The sequence below is a fragment of the Lactococcus taiwanensis genome (assembly GCF_014905395.1).
GTDB lineage: Bacteria > Bacillota > Bacilli > Lactobacillales > Streptococcaceae > Lactococcus > Lactococcus taiwanensis.
Genome location: NZ_BNDT01000005.1, coordinates 43,258 through 63,181, shown reverse-complemented (window position 1 = coordinate 63,181; position 19,924 = coordinate 43,258). Strand labels below are relative to the sequence as shown.

Sequence of the window (19,924 nt, the reverse complement as noted above, 5' to 3'; positions counted from 1 at the left end):
TGCATATCTTTGAGAATTGTTATAACATAATAGCTATGTTAAAAAAAATTGAAAAGTCTTATAAATTATTAGAAGAAAATTTGCAACTTGTAAGGTGTCCGCTTTGTCATCGCCCGTTCCAACTTAGCCCCTATGCTTTGCGGTGCGAAAATAAACATACTTATAACTTGAACAAAAAAGGCTATGTTAATTTTTTGCAAACAAAACCGGATACAGTACATTATACACGAAAAATGTTTGAACCGCGGCGGCGTCTAATCGAATCAGGAATGTATCAACCACTTTTGAAAGAAATTCAGTTGATTTTGAAAGAGGGACATTTGATAGATGTGGGTACAGGTGAGGGGACATTTTTACAAGAGTTAGATGTAAAAGGAACAAAATTTGCTTTTGACATTGCGAAAGAAGGCATAGAAATGGCAACAGAACTCGAAATGAGAAGTTTTTTGAGCTTGGCTGATCTAACCAATCTCCCATTTGCTGATCAATCCTTTTCGACGGTTCTGAACATTTTTACCCCTTCAAATTATGCAGAATTCAAACGGGTACTTGTCCCAGAAGGAGTGGTAATTAAAGTCGTGCCCGACCGTTATTATTTACAGGAACTCCGTAACGTTTATGGGCTTCCTATTGACTATGAAAACACAGCGGTTGTGGATCGCTTTAAAGCAGAGTTTTCTGAAGTAGAACAAAAGGAATTGCGTTATACTTTTGAACTCCCAGAACCATTACGTCAGGATTTCTTATCCATGAGTCCTCTGGAGTGGGCGGTTTCGCCAGAGCGTAAGGAGCAGGCGCGTAAAAATCCACCAATGCGAGCAACAATCCATGTCCAACTCTTAATCGGGCATAAATAAAAACCTATCTTAAACGATAGGTTTTGTTTTATTTCATGAGAAATTTAATTGCTTTAGAAATCCCTTTTTTGACAGAAATATAAAGGCCTAAAGAAACCACCACAGCAACGGGAACTGCAATCCAACTAATCAGCACAGAAACTAAAATATAAGTAATAATTGCAAGGAAAATCGAAAAAACAGCAATATTGGTAAAGAAATTTAATTCTTCGACCCTTTTATTGAATTGTCGTTGTTCACGTCCTTGAGTTTCTTCATAATTGTAATATTCTTGTTTTTCGTAAAAGTCTTTGAGATTTCTTAATTCCATAGATAATTTAGCAGCTTTCCGAGATTTATGTCATTATTATAGTATAAATTTATCCAATAAATGTTATATTAGAGTTAATTTGGTTACAAAAAGATTACTGTAAGCGCAAAACATGATTAAAGAGCCTGAAAAAGGGTGAAAAGAGTAGGGGATTGAGAGGAATCTTAAAGGAGGATCTTTTTGACACTCGCTTAATAGATTATTTTATAATATAATAGCAATATGATTACTATTACTTCTACGGCTGAGAGCGTTGAGCAAGCGAAGGCATTGCTTGGAGCAGGAGTCGATCGTTTATACATTGGTGAAGAAAACTACGGATTACGTGTTCCGACGGCTTTGAGTCGGGAAGAACTGCAGGAAATTACGAGATTAGCGCATGCAGCTGGAAAAACTGTCACAGTAGCGGTTAATGCGTTGATGCATACAGAAATGATGGCTAAAATTAAGCCTTACCTTGATTTCTTAGTGGAAATTAAGGTGGATCGTATTGCAGTAGGGGATGCAGGAGTTATCTTTGTTTTGCAACGTGACCACTACGCCCTTCCCTTTACTTATGATGCTTCCACGATGGTGGCGTCAGCACGGCAAGTTAATTTTTGGGCACAACAAGGAGCTGTAGAAGCTGTCCTTGCTCGTGAATTACCTAAAGAAGAGCTAGCAGACATGGCACAAGAATTACAAGTTCCTGGCGAACTACTAGTTTACGGTGCAACTGTGATACATCATAGTAAGCGTCCACTGGTACAAAATTACTATAACTTTATCAAAACCGAAGAGACTGGAAAAGATCGTGCACGCAATCTCTTTGTTTCGGAACCCAAAAAAGAAGAAACCCACTACTCAATTTTTGAGGACAAACACGGGACGCATATCTTTGCAAATGATGACTTGGATATGATGACAGAGCTTTCTGATTTAGTGGATATGGGTTACGACCACTGGAAACTTGATGGTATTTTCACTCGAGGAGAAAATTTTGTTGAAATTACAAAATGTTTTGTGGAAGCAAAAAATCTGATTGAATCTGGAGAATTTACTGAACTTAAAGCTTTCCAGTTGGATGAAAAGGTGCGTAAGTTGCATCCAGCAGGCCGTACATTGTCACATGGTTTCTATGATTTGGATAAAGATGCTGTAAAATAAGTGAAAAATTTACTGACAGGTACGTCAGTAATTTTTTTGTTTTTGCCCACCTATTACCTCGATAAATACTATAATGTCAAAGAACTTTGTCATCTTTGACAGTTTCCATTTCCTTCAAAATCCTGTAAAATAAACCTATAAGGAATCTGGAAGGCTTTGTCTTTTGGAGCATCCAGTGACTAAGCGCTAAGGTGCCAAGTTGCTGTTGTTAAGAAGTTTTGGCAGGTACTCTTTGACAAGGAGTTTACCGAGGTGCGGGGTTTGTTCTGCACCAGCCTTTTCAAAATACTTACAATCTTGAAAATTGGAGAATTTATTATGTCAATCACAAAAACGCGTCCAGAAGTGCTTGCACCTGCTGGTACGCTTGAAAAACTAAAAGTTGCGATCGATTACGGTGCTGATGCTGTCTATATCGGTGGGCAGGCTTATGGTCTACGCTCGCGGGCGGGTAATTTTACCTTTGAAGAAATGGCCGAGGGGGTGGCTTATGCCTCTAGCCATAATGCGAAGGTTTACGTGGCGGCCAACATGGTCACGCACGAAGGCAATGAAAAAGGCGCTGGCGAATGGTTCCGTACTTTGCGCGATTTAGGTATTTCTGCGGTTATCGTATCTGATCCTGCACTTATTGCCATCTGTGCGGCAGAAGCACCAGGCTTGCCAATTCACTTATCAACTCAGGCCTCAGCGACGAATTATGAAACACTAGAATTTTGGAAAAATCTTGGTCTTGAACGTGTCGTTTTGGCGCGTGAAGTCTCTATGGAAGAATTGCGCGAAATACGCGCGCATACGGATGTTGAAATCGAAGCTTTTGTCCACGGTGCCATGTGTATCTCTTATTCTGGGCGCTGTGTTTTGTCCAACTACATGAGCATGCGTGATGCCAATCGTGGGGGCTGTTCGCAGTCATGTCGTTGGAAATATGATTTGTATGATCTGCCCTTTGGTGGAGAGCGTCATTCCATCACAGGTGAAGTTTCTGAAGAATTTTCAATGTCAGCCGTGGATATGTCTATGATTGAGCATATTCCAGATATGATTGAAAATGGGGTGAATTCGCTCAAAATTGAAGGCCGGATGAAATCAATTCACTACGTGTCAACGGTTGCCAATGTTTACAAAGCAGCAATTGATGCTTACTGGGAATCGCCAGAACGTTTTGAAGAAATCAAACCACGCTTGGTTGATGAGCTTTGGAAAGTCGCACAACGTGAGTTGGACACTGGTTTTTACTATGAAACACCTGATGAAAATAAACAACTTTTCGGCGCGCGTCGGAAAATTCCTGAATACAAATTTGTCGGCGAAGTGGTGGATTTTGATGAAACGACAATGGTGGCAACAATCCGCCAACGTAATGTCATAACTGAAGGCGACCAAATCGAGTTTTACGGGCCGGGCTTCCGCCATGTGGATACGGTCGTGACCAACTTGCGCTTGGCTGAGACAGACGAGCATATTGACCGTGCGCCAAATCCTATGACGCTCTTGCACATTGACGTGCCATTTGCGGTCAAAGCAGGCGATATGATTCGTAAAAATGGTTCAGGGTTGATCAATCTTTATGATAAACAAACAGGCATGTCTAAAACAGTGCGTGCGCGTGCTTAAATAGGACTGATGAAATACTGACCGGCTGGTCAGTATTTTTTAACACTGTGGCTGCCCGTAAAAGTTTACTTAGAAGATTTTTTTGGTAAAATAAGGCTATCATGATGTCAAATATACGTTCGAATAAAAAATTAACAGGTGAAAAAATAGGGGTCTATTTTGGAACCTTTGCCCCCTTGCATGTTGGTCATCAACAGCAAATCTATAAATGTGCTAGTCTGAATGATGGCGTGTTATTAGTCGTTTCAGGCGATGATCAAGATCGTGGCGCGCAGATTGGGCTGCCTTTGGAGAAACGTTTTCGTTATTTACGAGAAGCTTTTCGAGATGAAGAAGCGATACAAGTCGCTAAACTCGATGAAAATGACTTACCTGCAATGCCTCATGGTTGGGATGAGTGGGTGAGTCGTCTTTTAAACCTGATTAATACGTACACCACACGAGATAAGTTGGAAATTACTTTTTATGTGGGCGAATCTGCTTATGCTACGGAACTTAAGCGTCGATTTCCAAAGGACGGCAACAGCTATGAGGTAGAGCTTGCCGACCGTCAAGATATCGCGATGTCTGCGACAAAGATACGTGAAAATCCGCAAGCCCAATGGGACAAAATCAATCGTGTCTTTAGGCGGCATTTTTCGAAAGTTGTGACAGTGATGGGTTCAGCTTCAACAGGAAAAACAACACTCGTTCGGCGACTAGCGCGCTCTATTAATGCCCCTTTTTCTGAAGATTACCTCCAAGCTTACAAAGCAACTTATAACCTCACTGACGAAGAATTACGTCAGGAAGATTATGCTCGTCTCATCACTGGTCAATACGATGCTAACTCACAGCAGCTAAATTCACCAGCGAATCAGGGAATCGTGTTTTTGGACACGGACGCTTTGGTAACGAGTGTTCATGCAAGGATAAACTTACCCAAAACGGAGTTCGAGGAACTTAAGCTCCTTTTTCAAAAAACGATTGCTAGAGAACGGATGGATTTAATCTTGGTCATCCCTCCTTCAGTGGAAAAAGAAGAGGGGTGCGCACTTCAAGAAGGGGCTCAAGACCCACGCCTGATTTTTCATCAGGAGCTGTTACGTCAGCTCGCCGCATTTGATTTGATGGATCGTGTCGTCATCCTTGATGATTCTGGAAATCAGAAGGATCGAGCTGGATATTTATCACGTTATCATCATGCGATTGATGCAGTCAAAGCTTACACAGGCATAACAATTGAACGCTTGCGTTCGTAAGTATTAACACCTTAAAAAGTTACTGACCAGCTGGTCAGTAACTTTTTATTTCAAGATTTGTTCAATTTGCTCGAGTTCAGCAGCACTAAAGTCAAGCTGCTCTAAAGCCGCAACGTTTTCAATAATTTGTTGTGGGCGACTGGCTCCAATTAACGCAGAAGTAACGGGAGTTACTCCACGTCCTAAATCCGTCCGAAGCACCCAAGCCAGTGCAAGTTGTGCTAAGCTCTGTCCACGTTTTTGGGCCAATTTCTGGAGTTTTTCAATTTTAGCCAGTGTTGGGCGTGTCAAGCTGTCTTCTTGCAAAGTGGCATAATGCGGGTCGCGCATGCGAGAATCCTCAGGCACTCCATGGAGGTATTTGTTTGTCAAAAGGCCTTGTGCCAATGGTTTGAAGGCGATTGCTCCCATCCCATTTGTCGTCAATGTTTCTTGTAAATCCTCCTCAATCCAGCGGTCCAACATGGAATAGCGAGGCTGATGAATTAAAAGTTTGAAGCCCAAGTTTTTGGCTGCTAATGCAGCCGCTTGTGTTTGCTCAGCTGAATAATTTGAAAGTCCGACATAGAGCGCTTTTCCACTATCTAACGCTGTTTTTAGAGCGCCCATCGTTTCTTCAATCGGAGTGTTTGGATCAGGACGGTGGGAATAAAAAATATCCACATAATCAAGGCCAAGCCGTTGCAAGGACTGATCTAAACTGGCTAAAAGGCTCTTTCTACTGCCCCAATTTCCGTAAGGGCCTGGCCACATGACGTAACCCGCTTTCGTTGAAATGATTAGCTCATCACGATATTTTCTGAAATCTTCATGGAGGATTCTTCCAAAGTTAATCTCGGCGGAGCCAGGCTCGGGACCATAATTGTTTGCCAAATCGAAATGTGTAATTCCTAAATCAAAGGCGGTATGAATCATTTGTCGGGCATTCTCAAAATCGTCCACAGAACCAAAATTATGCCAGAGCCCTAGCGAAATGGCGGGTAAAAGTAAACCGGAATTTCCGACAGGACGATAGAGCATCTTGTCATAACGATGTGGATTAGGTTGATAAGTCATGAATAGTTCTCCTCAAAAAATATTGTGAAGCGGTTTCAAAAACATTATAGCAAATGTAAACGCTAAATGGTATAATTTAATCAGCAGGAATTATAATCAATGGAGTACGCACAATGTCAAATTTAACCAATGCAGAACGATATACTTGGGAAGTAATTCAGGAAAATTACGAAAAAATCCCCCAAATTTCTATTTCGGAACTTGCAGAACTCGCCCATGTTTCTTTGTCCACCGTTAACCGAACGGTACGGAAAAAAGGTTTTGCGGGTTATGGTGAATTTCGCTACTCTATCAGAGAAAAAAAATTACCCGAGATAAGTGGTTTTTCCACAGAAGTTTTGAGTGCTATTGCGAAAAATGAGGATGAACTCTTGCAAACCATCAATAATATTTCAGCCCAAGAAGTCGAGGAAGCCGTGAAAATGGTGGATGAAGCTAAAGAAATTTTGATTTTTGCGCGAGGTTTGACGATTAACGTCGCTAACGAACTCTTACGTAAGTTACAGCTTTTTCATAAGCCCGTCAGTCTCTATGATGATCCAGAGCAAATCACCTATTATGCACAGTTCGCCACTGCCGATAAGTTAGTACTGGCGCTGTCACTCTCTGGTGAAAATCCTGAAATCAACATCCCCTTAAAGACGGTCAGACAACAAGGGGGGAAAATCATTGCGCTGACCACGGATGCAGAAAGTGAACTGACCGCCCTGTCAGACGTTAGTTTGATTGGTTATAAGAGTCGACTTGAAGTTAATTATTTTGACCTGGATGTCCATAGTCGTCTGCCACTGTTTATCTTAGAACGTGTCCTTGTGGATGTTTACTCGATTTATCAAAAAGAAAAAGAGTTTTAAAAATTACTGACAGGCTGGTCAGTGATTTTTTTGTGGCAGTTTGGAAAGGTTTCCAAACAAAGCTTCTGAAATTGGAAACCCTTTCTTTATACAGCGTGCTATACTATAAATGTGAGCGATTTCAAAAAAAGAAATCTAAAGGAGGATTCCCATGAATAAGGGAAAAATGAAACAACGTTTATCGTATGCATTCGGTGCGTTAGGGCATGATGTTTACTATTACTCAATCAGTACATTTTTCATTGCCTTTGTAACGGCACAAATGTTTGCAGGTTCGCCCCACGAAGATGCTATGATTGCCTTAGTTACAGGATTAGTCGTCATTATTCGTTTGATTGAAATTATCTTTGACCCGATCATCGGATCTATCATTGACAATACTCAGACACGGTGGGGGAAATTTAAACCTTGGCTAGTGGTCGGTGGGATCATGTCTTCATTGATGATTATGCTGATGTTCTCCGATTTCTTTGGTTTAGCTAAGAGTGATAACCGTACGTTGTTTGCGATTGTATTCACTATTTCTTTCATCATATTGGATGCCTTTTATTCTTTCAAAGATATTGCTTTTTGGTCAATGATTCCCGCCCTTTCAGAAAAAAATTCTGAACGTGAAACACTTGGGACATTCGCTCGTTTTGGTTCAGCCATTGGGGCTCAAGGCGCAACAATTCTAGCTATACCTATTACGATTGCTTTTACTAAAGGTGGTCATATGCAAGGGGCGCGCGGCTTCTTCGCCTTTGGGGTTATCGCAGCACTTGTTCAAGGAATTTCAGCTTTGGTGACTGCGTGGGGAACAAAAGAACAACAATCTGCTATTCGTCAACAAGGCACTAAAACCAATACCTTAGACGTCTTCAAAGCTCTGATGAAAAATGACCAGTTGATGTGGTTGTCACTCTCTTACATTCTATTTGCTATTGCCTATGTTGCCACTACAGCCACTTTGATTTTGAATTTTACATTTGTTATTGGGAATGCGAGTCTTTACTCTATTACGGGTATTGTCGGCTTTATCGGCTCCATCATTTTAGTCCCAATGTTTCCAATGTTGGCGAAAAAATTTGGACGACGTAAAGTCTTGACTGGGGCAATCATTTCTATGTTGATTGGTTATGCACTCTTTGTACTTGGTAGCTCCGTGCCAATGACTGTTGCAGGGTTAATCTTTTTAACAACACCTTACCAATTGGTCTTCTTATCTGTTTTGATGACCATTACAGACTCTGTTGAGTATGGTCAATGGAAGAACGGTGTCCGAAATGAAGCTGTTACCTTGGCAATGCGTCCATTACTTGATAAAATTGCGGGAGCCTTTTCAAATGGTATCTATGGCTTTGTAGCTATTGCAGCGGGAATGACTGGCTCAAAATATATTGCGGGACGCACTTATGGAGTAGCAACTTTTAAACTCTATGCCTTCATCGTCCCAGCCATCTTGATGATTATTTCACTTGCCATTTACTTATTTAAAGTAAAATTGACAGAAAAACGTCACCAAGAAATCGTTGCAGAACTTGAAGAACGTTTCAAATAAGAAATTCACTGACAGCGTGGTCAGTTGGCCTGAGCCAGCGGACCATACTGTCAGTTAGTGCTTAGAAAAGAAAAGAGCTAGATTTTTAAGTCAGCTCTATTTGGGGAAAAATATGAAAATTACAACATCAGATTTTGGGTTAGGCAGTCAACTTTTCACCATTGAGAATAAAAAAGGAATGCGCATTGCCTTTACAAATTATGGCGCGCGCATCGTTGATTGGGTAGTAGAAGGAAAGCATATTGTTCTAGGTTTTGATTGTGCACAAGAATACCAAGAAAAAGATATTTTCCCAGGTGCAACGGTGGGACGGATCGCAGGACGGACTAAAGATGGCTTAGTGGTTATTAATGGTCAAAGCGTTCAACTGGAACAAAATGATTTTCCTCAAGCGATTCATGGGGGATCCAATCCTTCACAATCCCAAATTTGGCAAGCCCAAACTTTTCAAAAAGAAGAAGAGGCGGGCGTTAAATATACCTTACGCTTAAAAGATGGCGAAGGAGGTTATCCTGGTAATCTTGATTTTACTACCATCCATACTTTCAATGAAGCTGGAGAATGGAAGATTGAGTATCGGGCAGTATCTGATAAAGATACAGTTTTCAATCCAACCGGGCATGTGTACTTTAATCTTAACGGTGAAGCAGACCAACCCATTGATAATCATGAGTTACAGATTGCAGCATCGCGCTATGTTCCCTTGTTGGATCAATCGCAAGTTGTCCGGGGCGATCTTGTAGAAGTAACAGGTACACCTTTTGATTTTAGAACACCACAAACGCTCTCAGAAGTATTTTCAAGTTCAGATCCTCAGATCAGACTTGTTGATGGACTTGACCATGGTTTCTTACTGGATGAGCGCAATTTGGCTAAGGAACAGGCCCGATTGACTTTAGGAAAACTTAGTGTTTCCACCTATACCGATCAACCAAGTGTCGTTATTTTTACAGCTAATTTTGGTGACATGGGCACGGTTTATCGTGGAAAACCTGAAGCTCACCATGGTGGAATTACCTTTGAAACTCAAGTTGCACCTGGTTCACCCCAAATTCCCGAATTAGGCGACATTACCTTAAACGCCGGGGAAACCTATCAAGCCACAACCATCTATAAAGTAAATTTAGGAGAATAAAAAATGTCAGTAGTTGTAGAAAATAGTACAATCTTATCAGCCTTAACAGAACGTTTTAACCATGTTTTTGGGGGAACAGCAGATCTTGAATATTTCTTTAGTCCTGGTCGCATTAATCTTATTGGTGAACATACCGATTATAATGGGGGTTACGTATTTCCAGCTTCAATCACCATCGGTACCACAGGCCTTGCGCGTTTAAGAGCCGATCAAAAAATCAAACTTTACTCTGAAAATTTTCCTGAAGCAGGTGTTATAGAGTTTGATCTTGCAGATAGTCATCATAAAGATGGGGAGAGCTGGGCAAATTATGTTAAAGGCATGATGACCATGTTACAAAATGCAGGCTACACCATTGATCGAGGCTTTGAACTCCTTATCAAGGGAGAAATTCCTACAGCTTCAGGGCTCTCATCTTCTGCCTCACTAGAACTTTTGGTTGGTGTCGTGTTGGATGACCTCTTTAAGCTCAATGTTCCTCGACTTGAGCTTGTCCAACTTGGTCAAAAAACGGAGAATGATTTTATCGGAGTAAACTCAGGGATTTTGGACCAGTTTGCTATTGGTTTTGGGGAAGTTAAAAAAGCCATTTTGTTGGATTGTAATACCTTGAAATACGAAATGGTCCCTGTCGAATTACGTGATTATGACATTGTTATTATGAATACGAATAAGCCTCGCGCTTTAACAGAGTCTAAATATAATGAACGTTTCGCTGAAACGCGTGAAGCGCTCAAACGGATGCAAACAAAACTCAATATCCAGTCGCTCGGTGAACTTTCCAATGAAGAATTTGACGCAAATACCGCTTTGATTGGGGATGAAACATTGATTAAACGGGCGCGCCATGCTGTCTATGAAAACAATCGCACAAAAGTTGCTCAAAAAGCTTTTGTGGCTGGTAATTTGACGAAATTTGGTGAACTGCTGAACGCCTCTCATGCTTCACTCAAAAATGACTATGAAGTAACAGGACTTGAACTTGACACACTTGCTGAAACCGCGCAAAAGCAACCTGGTGTGCTTGGCGCTCGGATGACAGGGGCAGGTTTTGGTGGCTGTGCCATAGCTCTTGTGGCTCATGATAATGTTCCTAGTTTTGAAAAGGCTGTAGGGGAAACTTATGAAAAAGTAGTGGGATACCCTGCAAGCTTCTATGTAGCCCAAATTGGATCAGGCTCTACCAAATTAGATGTTGAATAACTAAAAAGCTCACAAAAAAAGAGCACCCACGCTTAAGTTTTACCTTCGTGGGAAAATAATGATTTAGATTGGAAGTAGAAATGTCAATATATCAAACCATTCAAGATTTTGTAGAGTTGGCGGTAAATAATGGAGCGATTGAAGCGATGGACAGCATCTACTTGCGTAATCAACTCCTGCATTTTCTAGGCATGGCGGATTGGAAAGAACCAGAAAAACATCAACATGAGCAAGATGCCTTACTTTTGATGGATAAACTGTTAGATGAAGCCAGAGAAAATAAACAATATGATGTCACTACAGGTGAGTTTTATGAAGCGGCTTTAATGGATTTCATCACGCCGAAGCCTAGTCGAATTAACCAAGTATTTTGGGAAAAATATCAAGACCGTCCCGAAGACGCTACAGCTTACTTTTATGACCTAGCCCGCCAAATTAATCAAGTTAAAACAAGGGATATTGCTAAAAATCTGGCATTTACACATCCAACGAAATATGGTGACTTGGAAATCACGATTAATCTTTCAAAACCAGAAAAAGATCCCAAAGCCATTGCAGCAGCTAAAATGCAAAACCATTCAAGTTATCCGCAATGTGCCCTCTGTCTGGAAAACGAAGGACTCTACGGAGGGGGAAATCACCCGGCACGAAGTAATCATCGCGTGATTCGCTTAAGTCTTAACGACCAAAATTGGGGGTTTCAATATTCACCTTATGCTTACTATAATGAACACTCAATTGTGTTTAATGAAAAGCATCAACCGATGAAAATCAACCGGAAGGCTTTTGAAAATCTCCTCGCTTTTCTTGAGGTTTTCCCTCACTATATGATTGGGTCTAATGCAGATTTGCCAATTGTGGGAGGATCCATCTTAACCCATGATCATTATCAAGCAGGACGTCATCAGTTTCCGATGTTAAAAGCGAGCGTTCGTACCCCGATCAAGTTGGTACATTATCCAAAAGTTAAGGCTGGAATATTAAACTGGCCAATGTCTGTTTTACGCCTCCAGAGTCGTGATAAAGCAGAACTCCTTGAGGCAAGCAGTGAAATTCTTGAAAAATGGCAACGTTATAGTGATAAAGAACTGGATATCACAGCGGTTGACAAAGAGGGGATTCTCCATCACACCATTACGCCTATTGCAAGTAGAAAAGGGACGGAGTATTGTCTTGATCTTGTCTTACGAGATAACAGTACAAGTGAAGAATATCCTGATGGCATTTTTCATCCTCACCAAGAGCTACATCACATAAAAAAAGAAAATATTGGCCTGATAGAAGTAATGGGGCTAGCCATTTTGCCGCCACGTCTGAAGGCAGAACTCAAAGAAGTTGAAAAGTATTTGTTGGACGAACCAAATGAGATGAAAGAAATTCACCGAACTTGGGCAGAAAAGTTAAAAGCCACGGAGTCAATCACTTCACAAGGGGTTCATGAATTAGTGGAACAAGCTGTCGGTGCTGTTTTTGAAGAAGTTTTACAAGATGCAGGAGTCTTTAAAGATGATGCACCTGGACAAGCAGGATTTATAAAGTTTGTCAACTTCATCAATGAAGACAACTAAAAAAATGAAGACAGAGAAGAACGGCTGAGAAAAACTAGCATGTTGTTGATAACCCAGCTCTTGGGCATGATCCAACACGCTAGTTTTTTTAGTCAATCGTCACGCTGAAAAATTCTGGAAAGGATCATAATGATTAAATTGAGTGATATTTTGGCACGTAAGGACTGGGAAAATCCTAGTATAAGCAATTGGCATCGCCTTGCGATGCATACGCCGATGGCTTATGAGGAAACCAGAAATTTAAACGGAGGATGGGACTTCACTCATTTTTCAAGTATTCAAGAAATTCCACAAGATTGGCTGGAGCGTAGCGATTTTGAGGGTAAAATTCCAGTTCCAAGTAATTGGCAACTTACTTTTCCAGATGAGACGGATGTTCCAATTTATACGAACGTGGCTTACCCAATACCGGTTGATCCTCCCTATGCACCAGATAATAACCCTGTGGGGGGTTACAGTCGTCAATTTGAACTTAGTGAGGAATGGCTAGCAAATGGGCATATTCATTTAACTTTTGAAGGAGCAGGTTCAGCCTTTCATGTTTGGCTTAATGGTCAATATGTGGGTTATTCAGAAGATGGGCGTTTGCCTGCAGAATTTGATGTGACTTCTCAGGCGCAAAAAGGAATGAACGAAGTGCGTGTTTTGGTTTTACGGTGGTCTAAAGCGACCTATTTTGAAGATCAAGATATGTGGCGTATGTCTGGTATTTTTCGTCCAGTAAAACTTCAACATTTAACAGAAAATTATCTGCTAGATTTTTCTGTTGTGACTGAGCTAGATGCAGATTTTGATTTTGCCGAAATTTTTGTTGAGGCTAAGGCTTGTGATATGAATAATGCAACGCTCAAAGCTGAACTCTATGATGCTGAAAAGTTAGTGGCCCAAGCGATGGGTTTTCAATCAACACTCCAGCTTACGCATCCGATCCTTTGGTCCGATGAACTCCCTCATCTTTATCGATTGGAACTTTCTTTATGGGATGCAGCAGGCGAGTTGTTGCAACAAGAAACTAAAAAAATTGGTGTGCGTAAAGTTGAAATCTCGCAAGGTCAGCTTAAGGTTAACGGAAAACCTCTATTGATTCGTGGGGTGAATAAGCATGAGTTTACACCGGATCATGGTTATGTTGTCTCCGAAGAGGTGATGCTTAAAGATATTAAGTTGATGAAAGCCCACCATTTTAATGCGGTAAGATGTTCGCATTATCCTAATCAATCGCGGTGGTATGAGTTATGTGATGAATATGGGCTGTATGTTGTAGATGAGGCTAATATAGAAACACATGGTATGCTGCCTATGAATCGACTGACTGATGATCCTACCTATCTTCCTTTGATGAGTGAGCGGGTAACGAGAATGGTATTACGAGACCGTAATCATCCCAGTGTTATCATTTGGTCATTAGGAAATGAAGCAGGTTATGGACGGAACCATCAAGCGCTTTATGAATGGTGTAAAGCTTTTGATCCCACACGGCCTGTACATTATGAAGGAGGAGATGATGAGACACGAGGAGCTAGCCCTGCGACGGATATTATCTGTCCTATGTACGCACGAGTAGATGACTCTAGTATCAATGCACCCTACTCGCTTAAAGAATGGATGGGGGTAGCAGGAGAGGCACGACCATTAGTCCTGTGTGAGTACGCGCATAATATGGGAAACTCTATGGGAGGTTTTGGTAAATATTGGCAAGCTTTTCGAACAATTGATCGCTTGCAAGGTGGCTTTATCTGGGATTGGGCAGATCAAAGTCTCTGGAAAGAGGGGCACTTCACTTATGGTGGCGATTTTGGCGATTTGCCTAATGATCGGCAATTCAGTTTAAATGGTTTAGTCTTTGCTGATCGGACGCCTAAGCCAGCTCTTGCTGAGGTTAAATATTGGCAGCAATATCTGCAATTTACATTACAGAAAGATCCTATCGGAAATCCTGTGAGTTTGACAGTAAAAAGTGAATATTTGTTTCGCAATACAGACAATGAGCGTCTAAGTTATCGGCTGACCGATGGAAAAGAGGTTTTCTTTGAGGCTGCCGTAGACCTTAAACTCTCCCCAGGCGAAAGTCTCACTCTATCCCTTAGTCATCTTCCTGAAAGAGAGGGTTCAACGCTTCTTTTAAATGTAGAAGTGGAAACGATTGCTGCCACCGCTCTTTTGCCAGCACATTTTGAGGTGGCTCATGAGCAATTTATTTTGCAAGAAGCTCTGACACTTGTGGACAGCGAGCAAATGCTTACTGACAGCCCGGTCAGTAAAAGTCAGTTGCGTTTAAGCTCGGATAAGCAGACCGTCACCGTATCAGCAGGCGGGCAAACTTTTGTATTTGACCAGCGGACGGGTGATTTGAGTCAGTGGGTTGATGAAAAAGGGGACGAAAAATTACTGACAGGGCTGTCAGAACAATTTACCCGAGCTCCACTTGATAATGACATCGGCGTCAGTGAAGTAGAGCATATTGATCCTTGGGCGTGGTATGAACGATGGAAAGCAGCAGGTTTTTACGACTTACAACTTCATCTTAAGCGTCTGACGACGGAAGAATCGTCTGATGCAATTACGGTTTGTGCCGTAACTGAGTATCACGCGCATGGTAGCGTTGCTTTTAGGACGCAACGTCGGTACCGGATTGATCGTGCTGGTAAACTCTTACTTCAAGTAGACGTGATGCGCCATCAAAAATTGCCTGAACCTGCTCGGATTGGTCTGACGGTACAACTGGCTGATCGTGCGAAAGATGCTTCTTACTTTGGCTTAGGACCAGATGAGAATTATCCCGATCGAAAAGGTACCGCTCGCTTGGGCAATTGGCAACAGCCTCTTACTGAGCTTTCGACGCCCTATGTCTTTCCGAGTGAAAATGGCTTACGTATGGGAGTGCAAAGCTTGTCCTACGGCTCGCTCATCTTTAAAGCATCGGGTCAGAGTTTTGCCTTTAATCTCAGTCCTTATAGTCAGCAACAGCTGCATGAAGTCGATCATTGGCATCTTCTGCAAGAAGAAGCAGGAACGTGGCTTAATATTGATGGTTTTCATATGGGTGTTGGAGGGGACGATTCCTGGAGTCCCAGTGTTGGAGCACTTGATTTGTTGCGGGAACCTCATTACCATTATGAACTTCAATTGAGTAGTCAGCTGGCAGGAGTGGAAAAGCCATAACTCTTTTTAAAACGAGCACCATTTAGGCATGAGACAGAAGAAAAAAGAAAACGTATTCGCTAAATGGAGATGAGGATGGAACGATTTCCAAGCGCTTTTATGATAAAATAGAATCAAATAAAAAGGATAGGAAGTGGATTATGACTGTATTAGTACTTGGGGGTGCAGGCTATGTTGGGAGCCATGCGGTAGCGATGTTGGTAGAAAAGGGTTACGATGTCGCTGTCGTAGATAATTTGGTGACAGGTCACCGTGAAGCTGTTCCTGCTGATGTGCGCTTTTACGAAGGAGATGTACGTGATCACAGTTTTCTTGCGAGTGTATTTGAAAAAGAAAATATCGAAGGAATCATGCACTTTTGCGCTTACAGCTTAGTGGGTGAGTCGATGCAAAAACCGCTCATGTATTTCAACAACAATGTTGGTGGGGCACAAGTCATTCTTGAAACCATGGAAGAATTTGGCGTGAAGCATATCGTCTTTTCAAGTACAGCAGCGACTTTTGGCATTCCAGAGCATTCGCCAATTTCTGAAAAAACACCGCAAAAACCCATCAATCCTTATGGCGAGTCTAAGCTCATCATGGAAAAAATGATGAAATGGCAGTCTGAGGCAACGGACATGACTTATGTGGCTCTGCGTTATTTCAATGTGGCGGGTGCTAAAGACGACGGCTCCATTGGCGAAGCCCACAAAAATGAAACGCATTTGATTCCGATTATTTTGCAAACGGCGCTGGGACAACGTGAGTTTATCACGATTTATGGCGACGACTATAATACACCAGACGGGACTTGCATTCGCGACTACATTGACATGGAAGACTTGATTGATGCCCACATCAAAGCGCTTGAGTACCTCAAAGCGGGCGGTAAATCTGACCAATTTAATCTGGGTTCAAGCAAAGGCTATTCTAATCTGGAAGTGTTGGAAACAGCGCGCAAAGTCACTGGTCATGCGATTCCAAGTCAAATGGGCGAACGTCGCCCAGGAGATCCTGATGAACTGGTGGCAGATTCCACCAAAGCAGGCGAAATTTTGGGCTGGAAAGTCCAACATGATTTGGAACACATCATTACCAACGCTTGGAAATGGCATCAAAGCCATCCCAAAGGTTATTAAAATTAGTAGTGCACTAAAAAATAGAATAAAAAGTTACTGACAGCCCTGTCAGTAACTTTTTTTTAATCTTTAAAAATAAAATGTCAAATTTTGTTATAATATCTTTATGAAAAAACAGAGTCCAAGAAAAAGAAGCCAGAAGCGGCGGATCGTGACGGCTATTATGACGGTGAGTGCGACACTCGTTATTGCGAGTTGTACATTCTGGGGATTTTTGAAAATGGGGCATTATCACTTAGTTAAAGAAGTACCCCATTCCCAAATTAGTAAAAATAAAAAAAGTAAGCAGGTCATTTACCCGACGATTTATATCGGGGGATCGGGGGGAAGTGCCACAGATTTATTTGACATGATGGCGCGGGTAGCGCCTCAACAGGTTGCAAAGTCAGCACCGTTAAGTTTTGCAGTGGATATTGGACGGAACAATGCGCTAACGATTTCGGGAAATATTGCTCAAACGAATCATTTTCCACAGATTGATTTTAATACGGTCAAGGGGACGTCCGCGGGAGAATCATACTCGATTGCCCTTCAAAAAATGATGACTTATTTGACTAAGCATTACAGAGTCCCCGCAATTAACCTTGTCGGCTTTTCTTCAGGTGGGACAGGTGCGCTTTACTATATGATTGATACAGGGGGCAATCCCAACTTTCCAAGGGTCAAAAAATTTGTATCGCTTGATGGAGAGTACAATAGCGAGACCCCTTTACAAGCGGGGGAAACATTAGCACAAGTGCTTGAAACAGGCCCAAGTGCTCAAACACCGATGTACCAGTACATCGCCAAACATTACCAACGCCTCTCCTCTAAGACAAAAACTTTGTTGCTCATGGGAGATTATAATGCGCTCATGCAAACGGATGGTACAGTACCTTGGGCCGATGGCTTTTCTGTCTATCATTTCTTTAAAGAAAATGGTAATCCAGTAACTTGGCGCATTTATCCGAGCGTGGTGAAGCACGCAGCTGATAAAAATAATCCCACAGCACTTGCTTACATCAAAACTTTCCTTTTTGGAAAATCAAAAACTCAGACTTAGCGCTCTGAGTTTTTTTGTAAGTGATCATAGTAGCCATGCTTTTTTTGTAAAATAAAATCCAAATGTGCTTCAAGCTCTGCGATTTGTCCGCGCAAGACCCGCTCTTGCTCAACTAAAAGTCCAATTCGCTGAATGATGGTGCCATCACCTTGCTCACGCAGTTTGGCGTATTCTTGGATTTTTGCTAACGGCATCCCTGTGGCCAAGGCTCGTTTGATAAAATCAAGCCATGCTAAATCTCGTTGGGTGAATTCGTGGCAATTGCTGTCACTGTGCTGAGGTTTTAAGAGATCTAAGTCTTCATAATATTGTAAGGTTGTTACTGACAGGCCTGTCAGTGAACTAATTTCTGAGATTTTATAGGTTTTTGTCATGTTACATCCTAATTGTATTTTTTACGTGCATGCGCGTTTATAATGATTCTACCATAAGGCTACTTTTCTAGGTGTCCTAGCTGCAATTTTCACTGTAACAGAAGGGCTTGCTCCTCAAAAGTCGTGAAAAAGTTACTGACCAGATGATCAGTAACTTTTTTTCTCTGCCTCTTTAATCTTCCCATTTTCAACATTAAAAATATTAAGATTTTCAGGTAAATTTTTGAGATGATCGAGGGTTGTTGTGGTAAGAAATGTTTGTGTTTTTCCTAGGCTGGTTTCAATCAGATCCAATTGACGACTGTTATCCAACTCACTCATGACATCGTCTAAAAGCAAGATGGGATACTCGCCTGTTTCTTCAAAAATGAGATCAATTTCTGCAAGTTTAACAGATAAAGCAACCGTGCGTTGTTGCCCTTGACTGCCAAAATCGGCCACATTAATGTCATTGATAAAAAACTGCAGATCATCACGGTGAGGCCCGACACTGGTTTGATGGCGGAAAATATCGTGGTCATGACGCGCCGAAAGCTCTTTGGCAAAATCTGTTTTGACGTGGCTGGCATAGCTAATCCGTAAGTCTTCCAGACCATGTGTCAGTTGCTGATGAATATTACGAGCGTGCTGTTCAAGTTTTGCTACAAAAGCAGCCCTCTCTTGTATAATTTTATTGCCATGTTCTGTTAATTGCTCATCAAGAACAGATAAAAAAGCTTTATCAATTTTTTCTTTATCAAATTTCAGGTAGGCATTCCGCTCTTTTAAAGCTCGATTATAACGCATGGCATCATAGAGGTAGACGGCATGTATCTGCCCGACTTCCATATCTAAAAAACGTCTGCGAACGGCAGGGGCTCCCTTAACCAATTCCAAATTTTCCGGAGCAAACATCAAGATTTTGAGCTGTCCAATATAATCAGCTAGCCTATTTTCCTTGAGATGATTGGCCTTTGCAATTCTGCCCTTTGCTGTGAGTTGGACCTCAAGCGGGACTGTTGTGTGTGCCTTTTCGACAATTCCAGAAACTTTCATTTCTTGCTCATTCCAGCGAATGAGTTCTTTATCGTGACTAGTGCGATGACTTCTCGTGAGCGCCAGAAAATGAATGGCTTCAAGAATATTGGTTTTTCCTTGAGCATTTTGACCTAAAAAAATATTAAGCTGTGGATGAAAATCAAGCTGGATTTGCTCATAATTTCGAAAATTTTTGAGTTCAATTTGCTTGAGTTTCATTACTTACGTCCTGGGAAGCGAGGCGCAACCTTTTTGCTAGGTTTTGTGCTCTTATTTTGTGCGTTCATTTTCTTTACCACAGCTTTCACGCGCGCCTCTTCGGCTTTTTCCGCTTCATGTTCGGCCTGTTCATCTGGGCTGGCTTGCACAAACGTCACAGCTAAATCAAAAGTTGGAAATTCTAGCAGATCGCCATTTCGCATTTTTTTGCCGCGCCGATTTTCAGCTTCCCCATTATAAAAAATTTCACCCGTATGTTCGGCCAGAAAAATTTTTGCTTGTCCCCCTGTAGCAATTAAACCAAGCTCTTTGAGAACTTGTCCTAGAGTAATGTATTCTTCAAATAAAATGTATTTTTCCATATGCTTATTATAACAAGAAGTCGCCTTAAATGGTCAAAAGAGCCCAGTGAAATCCATTTTCAAAAATTACATAAACAAGAAGTCGAACTTTTAGTTTTAG

General features: G+C 41.5%; 17 protein-coding genes. 12 read left to right on the top strand and 5 right to left on the bottom strand.

Annotated features, from left to right (window positions below; genetic code table 11):
* The first annotated feature begins 35 nt into the window (after nucleotides 1-35).
* Nucleotides 36-857, top strand: coding sequence for a putative RNA methyltransferase (locus tag JKP71_RS07050; protein ID WP_200407524.1), 822 nt, complete (start codon nucleotides 36-38; stop codon nucleotides 855-857).
* Between the two features lie 28 nt (nucleotides 858-885).
* On the opposite strand, the gene JKP71_RS07045 is transcribed toward JKP71_RS07050, so the two are convergent.
* The gene (locus tag JKP71_RS07045) at nucleotides 886-1,167 is read right to left on the bottom strand and encodes a DUF3270 family protein (RefSeq protein ID WP_075525900.1); all 282 of its coding nucleotides are present in this window, start codon (nucleotides 1,165-1,167) and stop codon (nucleotides 886-888) included.
* 222 nt (nucleotides 1,168-1,389) lie between these two features.
* Here JKP71_RS07045 and JKP71_RS07040 point away from each other — a divergent pair, with 222 nt between their 5' ends.
* The 3 genes from JKP71_RS07040 to JKP71_RS07030 all read left to right on the top strand — a co-directional run bounded on the left by JKP71_RS07040 (nucleotide 1,390) and on the right by JKP71_RS07030 (nucleotide 5,171).
* Entirely contained in the window at nucleotides 1,390-2,313 is a 924-nt protein-coding gene (locus tag JKP71_RS07040) for a peptidase U32 family protein (RefSeq protein ID WP_200407523.1), read from the top strand.
* A gap of 318 nt (nucleotides 2,314-2,631) precedes the next feature.
* Nucleotides 2,632-3,930: a peptidase U32 family protein gene (locus JKP71_RS07035; protein WP_200407522.1), complete on the top strand. Its 1,299-nt coding sequence runs from the start codon at nucleotides 2,632-2,634 to the stop codon at nucleotides 3,928-3,930.
* A gap of 101 nt (nucleotides 3,931-4,031) precedes the next feature.
* Nucleotides 4,032-5,171, top strand: coding sequence for a nicotinamide-nucleotide adenylyltransferase (locus JKP71_RS07030; RefSeq protein ID WP_200407521.1), 1,140 nt, complete (start codon nucleotides 4,032-4,034; stop codon nucleotides 5,169-5,171).
* Between the two features lie 45 nt (nucleotides 5,172-5,216).
* Here the strand turns inward: JKP71_RS07030 and mgrA are convergent, their stop codons facing one another.
* Entirely contained in the window at nucleotides 5,217-6,227 is a 1,011-nt protein-coding gene (mgrA, locus tag JKP71_RS07025) for an L-glyceraldehyde 3-phosphate reductase (RefSeq protein ID WP_200407520.1), read from the bottom strand.
* A gap of 113 nt (nucleotides 6,228-6,340) precedes the next feature.
* Here mgrA and JKP71_RS07020 point away from each other — a divergent pair, with 113 nt between their 5' ends.
* The 8 genes from JKP71_RS07020 to JKP71_RS06985 all read left to right on the top strand — a co-directional run bounded on the left by JKP71_RS07020 (nucleotide 6,341) and on the right by JKP71_RS06985 (nucleotide 17,852).
* Entirely contained in the window at nucleotides 6,341-7,081 is a 741-nt protein-coding gene (locus tag JKP71_RS07020; RefSeq protein ID WP_200407519.1) for a MurR/RpiR family transcriptional regulator, read from the top strand.
* A gap of 151 nt (nucleotides 7,082-7,232) precedes the next feature.
* Nucleotides 7,233-8,621 carry a glycoside-pentoside-hexuronide (GPH):cation symporter gene (locus JKP71_RS07015; protein ID WP_075525894.1) on the top strand — a complete coding sequence of 463 codons (1,389 nt, stop codon included), beginning with the start codon at nucleotides 7,233-7,235 and terminating at the stop codon, nucleotides 8,619-8,621.
* A gap of 112 nt (nucleotides 8,622-8,733) precedes the next feature.
* On the top strand, nucleotides 8,734-9,756 hold the full coding sequence (locus tag JKP71_RS07010) for an aldose epimerase family protein (RefSeq protein WP_200407518.1): 1,023 nt from the start codon (nucleotides 8,734-8,736) through the stop codon (nucleotides 9,754-9,756).
* Nucleotides 9,757-9,759: 3 nt separating this feature from the next.
* Nucleotides 9,760-10,959: a galactokinase gene (locus JKP71_RS07005; RefSeq protein ID WP_075525892.1), complete on the top strand. Its 1,200-nt coding sequence runs from the start codon at nucleotides 9,760-9,762 to the stop codon at nucleotides 10,957-10,959.
* Nucleotides 10,960-11,039: 80 nt separating this feature from the next.
* Nucleotides 11,040-12,527: a UDP-glucose--hexose-1-phosphate uridylyltransferase gene (gene galT, locus JKP71_RS07000; protein WP_200407517.1), complete on the top strand. Its 1,488-nt coding sequence runs from the start codon at nucleotides 11,040-11,042 to the stop codon at nucleotides 12,525-12,527.
* Nucleotides 12,528-12,656: 129 nt separating this feature from the next.
* Nucleotides 12,657-15,689 (top strand): beta-galactosidase, encoded by a 3,033-nt coding sequence (locus tag JKP71_RS06995; protein WP_200407516.1) that lies wholly within the window; start codon nucleotides 12,657-12,659, stop codon nucleotides 15,687-15,689.
* 140 nt (nucleotides 15,690-15,829) lie between these two features.
* A complete protein-coding gene (gene galE / locus JKP71_RS06990; RefSeq protein WP_200407515.1) occupies nucleotides 15,830-16,810 on the top strand; it encodes a UDP-glucose 4-epimerase GalE in 981 nt (326 codons plus the stop codon).
* A 106-nt stretch (nucleotides 16,811-16,916) separates the two neighbouring features.
* Complete coding sequence (locus tag JKP71_RS06985) at nucleotides 16,917-17,852, top strand: alpha/beta hydrolase (protein WP_200407514.1); 936 nt, start codon at nucleotides 16,917-16,919, stop codon at nucleotides 17,850-17,852.
* On the opposite strand, the gene JKP71_RS06980 is transcribed toward JKP71_RS06985, so the two are convergent.
* The 3 genes from JKP71_RS06980 to yaaA form a co-directional block, all read right to left on the bottom strand.
* Nucleotides 17,849-18,226, bottom strand: a complete 378-nt coding sequence (locus JKP71_RS06980; RefSeq protein ID WP_200407513.1) for a MerR family transcriptional regulator — start codon at nucleotides 18,224-18,226, stop codon at nucleotides 17,849-17,851. The two genes, JKP71_RS06985 and JKP71_RS06980, sit on opposite strands and share 4 nt — an antisense overlap.
* A gap of 147 nt (nucleotides 18,227-18,373) precedes the next feature.
* Nucleotides 18,374-19,462, bottom strand: coding sequence for a DNA replication/repair protein RecF (recF, locus tag JKP71_RS06975; protein ID WP_200407512.1), 1,089 nt, complete (start codon nucleotides 19,460-19,462; stop codon nucleotides 18,374-18,376).
* The gene (gene yaaA / locus JKP71_RS06970) at nucleotides 19,462-19,824 is read right to left on the bottom strand and encodes a S4 domain-containing protein YaaA (RefSeq protein WP_200407511.1); all 363 of its coding nucleotides are present in this window, start codon (nucleotides 19,822-19,824) and stop codon (nucleotides 19,462-19,464) included. Before yaaA ends, recF begins: the two co-directional genes overlap by 1 nt.
* Nucleotides 19,825-19,924 lie beyond the last annotated feature (100 nt).